Annotated in this window: 13 protein-coding genes and 1 riboswitch; of the genes, 5 read left to right on the forward strand and 8 right to left on the reverse strand. The window is 38.1% G+C overall.

Features of this window, described 5'->3' with window-relative positions; genetic code table 11:
* Positions 1 to 31 precede the first annotated feature (31 nt).
* From QGM71_RS09855 to QGM71_RS09885, 7 genes are all read right to left on the reverse strand, one after another.
* A complete protein-coding gene (locus QGM71_RS09855; RefSeq protein WP_327607370.1) occupies positions 32 to 1,477 on the reverse strand; it encodes a DEAD/DEAH box helicase in 1,446 nt (481 codons plus the stop codon).
* 32 nt (positions 1,478 to 1,509) lie between these two features.
* Positions 1,510 to 2,463: a TRM11 family SAM-dependent methyltransferase gene (locus tag QGM71_RS09860; RefSeq protein ID WP_327607408.1), complete on the reverse strand. Its 954-nt coding sequence runs from the start codon at positions 2,461 to 2,463 to the stop codon at positions 1,510 to 1,512.
* A gap of 284 nt (positions 2,464 to 2,747) precedes the next feature.
* Positions 2,748 to 3,212: an RDD family protein gene (locus tag QGM71_RS09865; protein WP_327607371.1), complete on the reverse strand. Its 465-nt coding sequence runs from the start codon at positions 3,210 to 3,212 to the stop codon at positions 2,748 to 2,750.
* Positions 3,213 to 3,224: 12 nt separating this feature from the next.
* A complete protein-coding gene (gene sppA, locus QGM71_RS09870) occupies positions 3,225 to 4,223 on the reverse strand; it encodes a signal peptide peptidase SppA (protein ID WP_327607372.1) in 999 nt (332 codons plus the stop codon).
* Positions 4,224 to 4,255: 32 nt separating this feature from the next.
* A complete protein-coding gene (locus tag QGM71_RS09875; protein ID WP_327607409.1) occupies positions 4,256 to 4,540 on the reverse strand; it encodes a hypothetical protein in 285 nt (94 codons plus the stop codon).
* 27 nt (positions 4,541 to 4,567) lie between these two features.
* Positions 4,568 to 5,179 carry a 3'-5' exonuclease gene (locus QGM71_RS09880; protein ID WP_327607373.1) on the reverse strand — a complete coding sequence of 204 codons (612 nt, stop codon included), beginning with the start codon at positions 5,177 to 5,179 and terminating at the stop codon, positions 4,568 to 4,570.
* A gap of 32 nt (positions 5,180 to 5,211) precedes the next feature.
* On the reverse strand, positions 5,212 to 5,910 hold the full coding sequence (locus QGM71_RS09885; protein ID WP_327607374.1) for a CBS domain-containing protein: 699 nt from the start codon (positions 5,908 to 5,910) through the stop codon (positions 5,212 to 5,214).
* A 277-nt stretch (positions 5,911 to 6,187) separates the two neighbouring features.
* Positions 6,188 to 6,289: riboswitch (SAM riboswitch) on the forward strand.
* A gap of 519 nt (positions 6,290 to 6,808) precedes the next feature.
* Between QGM71_RS09885 and QGM71_RS09890 the strand changes: the two genes are divergently transcribed.
* Positions 6,809 to 7,912 carry a 5-methyltetrahydropteroyltriglutamate--homocysteine S-methyltransferase gene (locus tag QGM71_RS09890; protein WP_327607375.1) on the forward strand — a complete coding sequence of 368 codons (1,104 nt, stop codon included), beginning with the start codon at positions 6,809 to 6,811 and terminating at the stop codon, positions 7,910 to 7,912.
* A gap of 371 nt (positions 7,913 to 8,283) precedes the next feature.
* Here QGM71_RS09890 and QGM71_RS09895 read toward each other — a convergent pair whose 3' ends face one another.
* On the reverse strand, positions 8,284 to 8,679 hold the full coding sequence (locus QGM71_RS09895; RefSeq protein ID WP_327607376.1) for a hypothetical protein: 396 nt from the start codon (positions 8,677 to 8,679) through the stop codon (positions 8,284 to 8,286).
* Between the two features lie 329 nt (positions 8,680 to 9,008).
* Between QGM71_RS09895 and QGM71_RS09900 the strand changes: the two genes are divergently transcribed.
* From QGM71_RS09900 to QGM71_RS09910, 4 genes are all read left to right on the forward strand, one after another.
* Positions 9,009 to 10,355, forward strand: coding sequence for a cytochrome ubiquinol oxidase subunit I (locus QGM71_RS09900; RefSeq protein ID WP_327607377.1), 1,347 nt, complete (start codon positions 9,009 to 9,011; stop codon positions 10,353 to 10,355).
* Positions 10,352 to 11,377, forward strand: a complete 1,026-nt coding sequence (locus QGM71_RS09905) for a cytochrome d ubiquinol oxidase subunit II (protein WP_327607378.1) — start codon at positions 10,352 to 10,354, stop codon at positions 11,375 to 11,377. The genes QGM71_RS09900 and QGM71_RS09905 overlap by 4 nt, the downstream gene beginning before the upstream one ends.
* A gap of 16 nt (positions 11,378 to 11,393) precedes the next feature.
* Positions 11,394 to 11,480 (forward strand): cytochrome bd oxidase small subunit CydS, encoded by an 87-nt coding sequence (gene cydS, locus QGM71_RS21830; protein ID WP_407703015.1) that lies wholly within the window; start codon positions 11,394 to 11,396, stop codon positions 11,478 to 11,480.
* Positions 11,481 to 12,038: 558 nt separating this feature from the next.
* Positions 12,039 to 12,857: an STAS domain-containing protein gene (locus tag QGM71_RS09910; RefSeq protein ID WP_327607379.1), complete on the forward strand. Its 819-nt coding sequence runs from the start codon at positions 12,039 to 12,041 to the stop codon at positions 12,855 to 12,857.
* Positions 12,858 to 12,914 lie beyond the last annotated feature (57 nt).

A 12,914-nucleotide genomic window follows, 5' to 3' on the forward strand; every position in this document is an offset into this window, starting at 1 on the left:
GAGATCCAACTCTGACTCATTCTTCTAACCATTATTCTTTCGCTTGTGCAACCTTTAATAATTTCCCTTTAATCGTCGTATTCTTCATGGCTTCGATCACTATCGGTCCTTTCCCATTTAAAATATCAACATAAGAAACATTGTCCTTTATCGTAATTATACCGATGTCATCTGCTGTAACTCCTTTTAACTTAGCAATAGTCCCAACAAAATCCACTGCTCTGATCTTCTTTTTCTTTCCACCGTTAAAATAGAGCTTCATAATTTCTTTATTCAGCTGCTCACTTTTATCTTTCTTAATTACCGGTTTGGAATGAAGTTTCTGTTCAAAAGCCGGTTCCGCTTTTTTTACTGCTGTTTTTGAGGGAGCGCTTTTTTCAGTAATTTTAAATCCAATAAATTCTTCAATTGCTGTTAAGAATTTTTCTTCATATTGCGTAACAAAGGAAATGGCCTTTCCTTTCTTTCCTGCACGTCCTGTTCTTCCTGTGCGGTGAACATACGCCTCCTTCTCTAAAGGAATATCATAGTTAATTACAAGCGTAATATTTTCTATATCAATTCCTCTTGCAGCAACATCTGTAGCGACTAAATAACGAAATTCACCCTTCTTAAAGTCATTCATTACCCCAAAACGGTCTTCCTGCATCATGCCACCATGAATCTTATCACATGTATAGTCAAAACGATTTAATTGTTCAATAAGATTATCGACGCGATCTTTCGTACGGCAGAAAATGATACAGCTATCGGGATTCTCTAGAATTGTCACATCTCTAAGCAAATTAAATTTCCGATCCTCTTTAACCGTAAATAGAGAATGATTTATTTGGACATCAGCATCCTCTAATGATTTTATTTCAATTTTCCTCGGTGCCTTCATGTAGCGATGACTTAACTTTTCTACGTCTTCTGGTAACGTAGCAGAAAAGAGCATGGTTATTCTATCTTTAGGCAGTTTATTTATAATTGCTTCTACTTGTTTTATAAATCCCATATTAAGCATTTCATCCGCTTCGTCAATTACGAGGTAACGAAGCTCTCCCAGATCTAACGTTTCACTTTCCAGATGATCCAGAACACGGCCAGGTGTACCTACTACAACATGACTCTTTTGTTTTAATTCAGCTTTTTGCTTAGCAAAAGGGTGCTTACCATATACAGCTGTGGCTTTAATCCGCTTAAAACGGCCGATGTTCATAATGTCATCTTTTACTTGGTCAGCTAACTCACGAGTCGGTGTGAGAACCAGTGCTTGAGGTTTGTTTTCTTCCCAATCAATTTTCTCACAAATTGGCAGACCAAATGCCACCGTTTTCCCGCTTCCTGTTCGAGATTTAACTGTTAGATCCATCCCTTTCAGCGCGTGTGGTATAACTTCCCTTTGAACCTCTGTAGGCTGTTTATAACCAAGGTTATCCAATGCCCTTACAATCTCTTCACTTAAGTTATAGTCTTTAAAATTTACTTCACTCAATTTAGGCGCTCCTTCTTTAGTATCAGTTTTACTTACTCACAAACGAGTACCTGCCGAGAAAATCTCGCTTTTCTTGCTATACAGCGGTCTTTAACTTGAAAACCGGCCTCTTCCACCATGTGATCTATCGTGTCAACCGTTACAACAACCACTTTATCTGCTATACGATTGGCATGTTTTAGAATGGATAACTGTTCTTCTTGCGTAATGTGTGTATATAGGTTATAAGGTAAATCGATAATCGCAACATCATAGCCCTCTGGAGAAGTTTCTATCGGACCGGTAGTTACATCACATTCATAGCCAAAGTGTGCAATATTCTTCCTGGATCCTTTTGTTACTAATGGATTAATGTCACGACCACTGATATTAATTTGCATCGATAATGCTTCAACGAGTACATTTCCAATTCCACAGCATGGATCTATCACTGAAATTCCTTCAGGATCAGGAACAGCTATATTACATAATGATCTGGCCAATCGCGTACCTAAAGCTGTGGAATAGCTATGCGGCTTTTTCACGTGATGGAGCCAAACAGGCTCGCTTTCTACATGCTCCCCAAAATACCAGTAATCATTTAGCCTAATCAATCCAAATGCATAATCCGGATGGTGTAAATCGAAATCAGCATCTATTTTCCAACCAAGATCCCGTTCAATTTGATTTCGTTCTTTATAGCTTATCTTTTTTGAGTTACCCATTTCTTTAAAGTTAATAAAGGACACGCTGAAGGTAGATTCACCTAACCGTAACTTGGTTACTTGTTCCATTATTTCAGATAAACTATTCCCTTCATACATCACTTCAATTCTATCTTTCATAAAGGGGCTTCTGCTGGGATCTACTTTAACTTTACTTTTAATAAAATTCGAATCCGTATCAGTGTTAAAGAAAGCGCGCATTTCCAATTGACATAAGGAATGCTCCTCCTCAGGATATCTGTACGTATATATATATTCTGATATTAATTCATGATTAGCGATTCTTCTCTCATCCTTTAGTGTTATATTGTCCAACATATTTATTCCATATAGTATAAATATAACATTTCTTCATCCTTGATAGACAATTAAATTAGAAACGCCATTTTCACATAGTGTATATACTGCAACATCTAGCTTTCACAGTGTCCTTTTTGCCGCTGGGCTCGCGCCAAGCCTTCTCGAAAACACATCCGTCGTGCGATGTAACGCTGATGTAGCTTTCCTTGTACTCTTTTCTGGTTAGAAAGGCGCTCACCGGAGTGAGCGCCTTAATTGTTATTTTCTTACTCGTCATATACAACTCTTGTATTTCCAATCCGGTCATGTACACCCTTTTTCTCTGGACTAAAAGCCACAACCACATAAAGAAGAAAAGCAAAAAAGAATACACGATGCAATATTCTTCCTATCACCTCGCGAAAGAATAAATCGCTCCATTTTAAAGCAGCTGCATCTTCCCGAATAACTCTCAAGCCGAAAATCATCTTACCCACGGTCTGACCAAAGAATTTCGTCATCAGCAGGAAGTATACATAGAAGGTCAGCACACTAACTATTCCTGTTACTGTCCAAAAGCCAATTTCTGCATTATTTATAAACTTTAACGGACTAAGCAGGATGCCGTTAATGCTGTAAATGATCAGTAAATCAGCTGAATAAGCCCAAAAGCGCATCCAGAATCCAGCATATCTTCTTGGTATGATTGTTCTCTCAGTAGATAGTATATGGTCCTCTTGTTCTTCATTCATGACGGCACCCCCTTATCTGGAATATAAATACATTGCTCGTGGTGCGTTGTTTTCCCGTAATAAATCCTTTATCCCGACTAAATCAGATTCAGTGTTGAACAACCCTTGAAGTGATCCTCCTAAGAATTGACTAAAACCAAAGCTCTTTTCGTACTCTATAACTTGAGCGTTTTCCAATCCATAATCTGCTTTCATCAGTGCAATTGTATCGTCCATCGAGCCTAACTCATCGATTAATTCGTTCTCATATGCTTGGGCACCTGTATAGACCCGGCCATCTCCAAGCTCCCTAACAGTCGCTTCAGACATCCCACGACCATCAACAATCACATCAACGAAATCTCCATATAAATCGTCTATCATCGTTTGCAGGATTTCTCTTTCCTCATCTGTCATCTGTCTGGAAGAAGACATGATATCTTTATATTCGCCACTTTTAATCGTATTAAAAGCAATCCCATGCTCATCTGCAAACTCAGCAAAATTAAAACTCTCCATAATAACACCAATTGACCCAGTTAATGTAGCGGAATGCGCTACAATTTTTTCTGCAGGTGCTGCAATGTAATAGCCTCCAGATGCTGCGGTGTTACCCATGGAAACATATACAGGTTTTTCGTATTCTTCCTGAATCGTCACAATTTTATCGTGGATTTCGGCACTCTCAACGACTCCACCGCCTGGGGTGTTTACACGTACAACGATGCCATCTACATGCTTATCCTTCCCGGCTTCGTCAAGGACTTCCAAAAATCGCTTATGATTATAGGTATTTGCATTTACCAACGGATTCACTGCGGCATCCTGAATAATACCATCAAGATGAACAACAGCTATTTTATTATTTCCTGTTCCATCTTCAATGACCTTTTCTTCAAACTCTTTTTCTCCTTGAAGGTTAAAGATATTCTCAAAATCAGCAGTAGCTACACTTGTTACCATTCGAAAACCTAAGGACACAACCACCAGGACAATTGCCGCGATAAGCGCGAACCAACGTTTACTATTCATGTATATGTTTCCTCCATTCTTTAAAATTGAAATTACTTTTCATTGTTAAAGGTGTAAACAAAAGGGATTGCCATAAGGACTGTAGGAATAAAATATAAAAAGGACAGTGCTATGGTTCCTAAAAGGATAGCTATCCCTAATCCAATCAAAGCAAAACTTGTATTCTTATTAATTTGAAATCCAGCAATTATTCCAAGAACACCACTGAATATTCCAAGAAATCCTATATTACCAAATGTATACGAATCATCTATTAAAGCGAACAGTTGGGCAAGTAAAGATAGTACTACTCCCAGCACGCCGCCAAGTATTGCCATTTTCTTCAAAATAATTCTCCTCTTATTCTAAAGAAGCAACCTGCGACTTTTTTTACTGCGTTTCGCTTTTGGTGGATAGTAGCCTCGTTCATAAATTCTTCCTTTAACCATACTGCATTTTTCCAAAAACATATCCATCGAGTCCACTTTGTATTCTGTAATGGCCTGCAAAAGGACCTTGGCCGCAACCCGTGCATCTTCCAAAGCATGATGATGCTCAAAAGTGATACCATGGTGGGCCGCCAGCGTGTTGAGCTTATGATTATGCAGTTCGGGCCACACCCTCTTAGATATGTTTGCTGTGCAGAGATAATCCATATCTGGATAAGGCAGATTAAAATGATCAAGGGTGTGTCTGATTACACTCATATCAAAACTGGCATTATGTGCAATGACCAGATTTTTATACAGATAGTTATTAAGAGTTGGCCAAAGCTCGGCAAATGTCGGTGCATCAATAATATCTCGCTCAGTTATCCCGTGAATTTGAGTATTAAAGGAACTGAAGTCCATCATCGGGTTAATTAAGCTGTAATATTCATCAATAATTTTATGTTCATCAGCTACTACAATACCTATAGCACATGGACTAAAACGTTTTTCGTTAGCAGTTTCAAAATCTATGGATACAAAATTCATTCATTGTGTCCCCTTTTTTAAAATTTGGTTAGTCAGGGAATTTCTAAAATATCCCAAGCGGTTATTATACCAAATAACTTTTCTGATGACTTACCATTCTTCGTGATTAGCATTGCCTCTAGACGTCTTCCCTGGCTTATTTGTTCTTTGAAAAATCCCACCGCTTCATAAACAAGCGTGTCACTGCTGATAAATTGAGCATTGTCACTATCCTCATATCGCAGCACTTCTTTAACAAGGGTCGTCTTTACTGAAGGAGCAGTTGGTTCATCAGCTACCGCAAGCCAATTCGCAATACCCTTTTGCGTCAGTAAACCCAAAAATTCTGTATCATTGTAAATTGGAAACTTTGAAAGCCCTTTTTCATTTATAATAACTAATAAATCTTCTAATAGGGTTGACTCCTGAAAAGCATAAACACTCCGGGAAAATAAAGGCGTTACTTTCTTTGGCAATGTTAGCTCACTTTCTATTTCTTCAATTCTGGCCACAATGGAATTATGGGGTTCTGCGATTGCATGTGTCACATCTATTTTATTATGAACAATAGCATTTCGAAGTTCTGCAAACTCCAATAAATCATCACTGTAGCGTTTAATCAGTGCATTAGAATCGCGTAATGCCCTGACTGTTTTTGAAAATCCAATATCCGGCCCCTGATACATCGATGTTTTTAGTATCTTTTCAATTCGGTTAAAGGCAGTAAGAAATTTCTCAGAGTTAGTGTACATAATGAACGCTCCCATGGCTGATAGTCTTTCTATATATTATACCGAATTGATTAATGGATAATTCGTTTTTATGTAAGAGGTCGCTTTGCCACAGTTTTTTTTTGTAAATTATCCTTTTCTACTATTACATTTATTTTAGCACTATCTATTCTATTTTTATAGGACAGTCACTTGTCTGCCTCCAAAAAAGTACCATTTTTTTATATTGAAATTATTCTTGACATTTATAATAATGAGATGTATGGTGTTACTTAACATTAATTAAATAGTTAAATTTTTCTTATCCAGAGAGGTGGAGGGACTGGCCCTACGATACCTCGGCAACAGACTTATCTAAGTACTGTGCCAATTCCAGAAGCGTAATGCTTGAAGATAAGAAGAGAAATTAGCCATGGGTCTAAACCTCTTCTTATTTAAAGAAGAGGTTTTTTTGTATTGGTATGAACAAAGGCGCTTACGCCTGGTTAGGGACGTACGGAACTGTGCCCGCGCATCCGAGGGTGGGTCGACGTAGTCGCTCAGGAGCGGCGTACTTAGTCGATCTTCCTTTGTCCGCAGGAGATTCACTCCAGAGTATAAGATTCACTTAGACTTTCGCCATTTCTGGCGATAAGTCAAGTTCTTCTAAAAGGAAACAGTCATTGCAGGTGAATGGTACTTATTTGAATTTAGAACGAAAGGGTTATTTGCAGGCTGATTCCTTTGTTCCTGAGGTAGCACCGGATAACCCGGAAGTCTGCGCTGGATCCACTTTACCATAATCGGTATGAACTGGCGTCATGAGCAAAAGAAAAATAAGATATTGACATTAATTGCACCAAGGGCCGACAAAGCACCTGGATTTCCACTAAGATCATTCGCAAAGCTATCATAAAAAAAAGAGAAAGAAGGATTTAAAATGACAAAAACATTAGAAAAAGCACCATTTAGAGCAGACCACGTGGGGAGTTTACTACGACCGGATAATTTGCACGCAGCGAGAAAAGAATTTAAAAATGGCGAAATTACTCCAGAACAGTTACGTTCAGTTGAAACTGAAGAGATAAAACGAATTGTAGACAAGCAAATTGAAGTAGGTTTGGAATTAGTAACCGATGGTGAATTCAGACGCTCATGGTGGCACCTGGACTTTTTAGAGCATTTAAATGGCTTTGAAGGATACGTACCAGAACAAGGATACAGTTTTAAAGGAGAAGAAACAGAAAGATATAATATCAGAAATACAGGAAAGATTTCTTTTAATCCTGATCATCCATTCATTAGAGATTTCATTGAATTTAATGAAATCGTTGATGACCGTGCTGTCGCAAAACAAACGATTCCAAGTCCCAACCAACTATTCCATCTAGGCACACGGAATCCAGATGTCTATCCCGACTTAGAAGAATACGCAAAGGATATTATTAAGGCCTACCAGGATGCATTAAAAGCATTTTATAAAGCAGGTGTACGTTATTTACAATTTGATGATGTCTATATTGCCGGGCTTAACGCGGAGGATATTTCCCTTTATGAGGCGGAATATTCAAGAGAACAATTAATAGACTTAGCACTCCGCGTTATCAACGGTGTTCTTGAAGAAAAACCCGTGGATTTAGCCGTGACGACACACTTATGTCGCGGAAACTACAAATCTACCTGGGCATTTAAAGGAAGCTATGCACAGATTGCGCCAACTCTATTAGCAAAAGAAAAAGTGGATGGCTTCTTCTTGGAATATGATGATGAACGATCTGGTGATTTCAAACCACTGGAGCATATCCCCAATGGCGGAGCACAGGTAGTATTAGGTGTCATAACTTCTAAATATGGTGAATTGGAGGACAAGGACGCTATCAAGGCCCGCATTAAGGATGCGACGCAATACGTTCCACTCGACCAATTGTGTATAAGTCCGCAATGTGGATTTGCATCAACTCATCATGGAAATAAATTAACAGAGCAGCAGCAATGGGACAAACTTAAGTTTGTCGTTGATATAGCAAGAGAAATTTGGGGATAATTTATATAGATAATATCAAATAAAGAGACTGACTTCTAAAATATCTTTGTTTTGACATAAAATCTATAAAAGTGCGACGTAATTTGTTATTCACGTAACTCCGCTACGAAAATACACTTCGTCAAAAAGCTTGATCGCTGAATAAACCGGGTTAAACGCGGGATTATGCTAAACAAGCGCTGAATAAATTGGTCCGAACGCTGAATGAACCAAGCCAAACGCGGGATAAAGCGGAGCGATCGCTGAATGAAGGCAGGTGCAGCGATCATGACAAAACAGTCAACTCCTGCTCAGAACAGAATTACAAGAAGTTCCAATTAAAAATCAGGAACTTAGTTGGGCTAAGTTCCTGATTTTATTATAATCCGTTTTCAGGTAACAGACTTAACCGTGATTGCTGCAGTATAACTTATAACTTTGCAATCATCCAAGTCATCCTCTGCTAATAATCCTAAATTAATTGCCGACTTAATCTTTGAATCATCCGTCCTTTTTATCACTTTAATAAGCTCCGTCATGTTCATCTCTTCCAGCCTGGGAACTGCAATATCATCATTAAATTTTTCTGTTTTTCGAATTTGTCTTTGCAGCTTATATCCGGCTTTTTCGAATTCACCTTTGTTGTTAACTCCCACCTGGTCATCAAAGTAGTTGTTTAATTTTTTCTTTAATTGATTTAACTCCTGATCAATTTCCTTCTTTCTCTTAGTAAGCTTGTAATAAGATGTCAGCATTTCCTTTGTTATCGTAGATTCATAATTTCCCATACGACCCCTCCAAGTTTTACTTGATACTGCATCTTATTGCGAAATATGGACAATTATTCCTGCTTTACTTTGTACTTCTTACGTGCAAGTAGCTTTAGCAGGAAGAGATGATGCTCATGTTTGGTAATATTCTAACTTCGTTCACTATTTCTTCACGTCAAAGTCATTAAACTCTCATAAAATTGACGTTCAAAAATTATTTATAAGGGTATAATGTATTAGAGCGTACATGTGCTGTAATCACATTTTTGCTCTTTTTTATTTACATCTATACATGCTCATTAATACACAACTTATTAAATTAGAGAGCTAAAGGAGGAGAATCCAACTTGCTATTTGATGATCCGGTGTTCAGTAGTAGAATACTCACACTGCTTACCCTATCCTTTCATATTATATACGCTACCATTGGGGTAGGTGTTCCACTTATGATTATGATTGCTCAATGGGTGGGAATCAAAAAGAATGATGAACACTATATCTTACTCGCCAGACGTTGGGCACGTGGTTTTGTCATAACGGTAGCTGTCGGAGTAGTAACAGGGACCGCGATTGGACTTCAACTTTCTTTATTATGGCCTAACTTTATGGAGGTTGCCGGAAATGTAATTGCGTTACCTCTATTTTTGGAAGTTTTTGCTTTTTTCTTTGAAGCCATATTTTTAGGAATATATTTATATACATGGGATCGATTTGAAGATCAGCGGAAACATTTAATGCTTCTGATCCCCGTTGCCATTGGTGCAGCATTATCAGCACTATTTATAACAACTGTTAACGCATTTATGAATTCTCCACAGGGATTTGAAGTCATCGGCGGTGAATTGGTCAACGTTAATCCTTTATTAGCTATGTTTAACCCTGCTACACCCACGAAAGTTGCGCATGTGGTTGCAACAGCATTTATGACTTCTGCATTTGTTCTTGCATCAATTGCAGCTTTCAAATTATTAAGAGGATCAAATCATGAGTATCATAAGAAAGCCCTCTTTTTAACAATGAAGATAGGTCTTATATTTTCTATTGCATCAGCTGTAATTGGTGATTTCTCTGGTAAATATCTAGCTGAGTATCAACCAGAAAAACTAGCTGCAGTTGAATGGCACTTTGAAACAGAAGAGAAAGCTCCCCTTGTTCTTTATGGGATATTGGATGGAGAAGAAACAAAATATGCGATTAAGATTCCATTTGCGCTCAGTATATTGGCTCATGGTGATCCAACCGCAGAAGTAATAGGTCTTGATCAATACCCTGAAGAAGAAATTCCACCACTTTTTATTCACTATTTATTTGATCTGATGGTGACAATAGGTGTATGGATGATTCTATTATCATTCGTGTTCTGGGTAGGTATAAAACGAAAATGGTCTATTGTGAATTCCAAAGGGTTCCGCTGGCTTATCGTATTGGGTGGTCCACTTTCCATCCTGGCTATTGAAGCAGGCTGGTGGATGACCGAAATCGGGCGTCAGCCATGGATATTACGTGGACTGATGACAACCGCTGAGGGTGCTACAACTAGTAATCATGTAGATTTGATGATTATTCTGTTTGCTGGATTGTATTTAGTCCTAGGAATTGGAACAGTTGTTATTCTCAGACGAATTTTTAAGGACAATCCGGTCGAAAAAGAATTGGATGAGCAAAATTCCGAAGAAGGCGGTGACCAGACATGACGCTAGAAATAGTGGGACTTACAGTACTTTGGACATTTCTTTTTGGCTATGTTATTGTCGCATCCATTGACTTCGGAGCTGGTTTTTTTAATGCTTATAGTTCTTTTACTGGAAAAAAGCATATATTAACAACAATCATTCAACGCTATCTTTCACCAGTCTGGGAGGTTACCAATGTATTCCTTGTATTCTTTTTTGTCGGGATTGTTGGCTTCTTTCCAAAAACAGCATTTTATTATGGAACAACGCTTCTGGTTCCGGTCAGTATAGCTATTCTATTACTGGCGATTCGGGGGTCCTATTACGCCTTTGAAACTTACGGAACAAGAGGACATAAAGGATATGCCTTTATGTATGGTCTTTCAGGATTACTTCTTCCTGCTTCCTTATCTATTGTTCTGACGATTTCGGAAGGTGGATTTGTCTTCATGGCAGATGGTAATCCTGTACTGGACTATGCGGCATTATTCACCAGCCCTCTTACCTGGAGTATCGTGGTATTAAGTATTGCTGCTGTACTCTACATTTCAGCAGTCTTTCTCACCTGGTATGCGAATAAAGCCGGTGATGTGGAAGCAACGAATTTATTAAGAAAATATGCCCTGATCTGGGCTTTTCCAACAATCATTACCGCTGGAGGTATCATTTATGAATTAAGCTTCCATAATACAGAACACTTTAACCGAATTATGGATCTATGGTGGATGTTCGGTTTATCGTTCTTATTATTTATTGGTACGGTATGGCTGTTCTGGAAACGGAAGAATTATGGCTTGGCGTTTGGCCTGCTGGTTGGCCAATTTGCATTTGCATTTTATGGGTACGGCGTATCACATTACCCTTATCTGCTGTACCCACACTTAACAATCTATGACAGCTTTACTAATGAAGCTATGGCAATTTCACTGATTGTGGCATTTATCGCAGGATTTGCATTGCTCATACCTTCCTTATACCTGTTACTCAAACTATTTCTCTTTGATAAAGACTATGTAAAGGGAAACAAAAAAGATTCTTATTAAAGGAGTAGATAACCACATGAACGAATTTATGATCTTTGTCGCTCCCTTCCTCGTACTCATTGCAGCCATAGTAGTAGGATTCTGGGCCGCACTGAGAGATTAGTGCCCTTTCTGTTTTTTATTGAATGGAATACACTGCATGCATTTTTAAATGGCTATCATAGTGATGGTCACAGGCTGTCGAGAAACCCTCGACAGCCTGTTTTTATCTGGAAATTTTATCAATTGACCGTGAGAATTTGGTAGCATCCAAGAAAGTTGGTTCGATATAGTTGGCGAAAGAACCAGTAAGTATATGGGAGAGATTAACGTTGAATCTAGCTTTAAACTTAAAGCTGATAAGTCTAACTTATTTAATGGCCTGAAGTAAACTAACGTGTACGTGTTTATGGTAGTCATCCGAAAGAATCTTAACCAAGTCTGATAAAAGCCTATTATATTGAGAAAATCGAGGGAGATGATGACCCCATTTGGAGTATTCGTCCATCGAAGATACCACCCTTTTGTATTTCTATGTATAAATAGGCCATTGGTTAGTTTACAAGATATACTGAATAGATTATGTTAGGGATAATAACAGAAATGATATAGTTTTTCCAAACTAATTATACATATCATTAAAACTTTTCAAAGGATGAAAAGTACAAAGGTGGAATTATAGATGACTACTTTCTCAACATTTTCCAGATATATTGATGATAATGCAGAGCATCTAGCTACTGAAGTGGTTGAAGCTGTTCTCCATCGAATGAAATTAGATATCCCAGCCCAGGAGGAAGAACAAGCACGCATTATGTATGTTGAATTTTTAAGATACTTGGGAGGATCACTTACCGAAGAAGCGAAGGATGTTATTCCTAGTGCGCTAATCGACTGGAGTAAAAAGAATTCAGAAATGCAAGCATCATCTGGAAGGGATATCTTAGAAATTGTTGTTCGTTACCCACCTACCAGGGAGATTTTTAATGAACTAATAACGGGGATTAGTATTGACCTTAACTTATCTGTAAAAGAAAATGCGTATATTTTAAAACGAATAAATAAAATGTTGGATATCAGCTTAACTGAAACAATATATTCCTATAAACTACTTTCTGATCAATTCAAAGAAGACACACAAAAGGAACTCTTGAAATTGTCAGCACCTGTTGTGCCTATTAAAGATGGTATTGTGGTTGTTCCTTTGATCGGCTACATGGATACGAGTCATATCGAGCATATAATAACTAATGTTGTTGCCATAATTGCTGAGCTTGAGGTTGAGCATGTCATCGCTGATTTTTCCGGCGCATTAACCATTAATATGGAAATAGCAGAATCTCTTGATCAAATAAGGAAGGTACTTCTCTTGATGGGGATACACGTAGTTATTACCGGGCTGCGTCCTGAAATCGTTTCAACCGTTGTTAACAGCGGCATTGATTTTTCAACACTAAAATCATATGCCACTGTAAAACAGGCTATAAATAACCTTACATAAATTTATTTTAAAGAACAAAAGCGAACAGTCCCTGATGTCACTGCTCGCTTGTTGCTC

The sequence above is a fragment of the Virgibacillus tibetensis genome (assembly GCF_036026595.1).
Taxonomy (GTDB): domain Bacteria; phylum Bacillota; class Bacilli; order Bacillales; family Amphibacillaceae; genus Virgibacillus_P; species Virgibacillus_P tibetensis.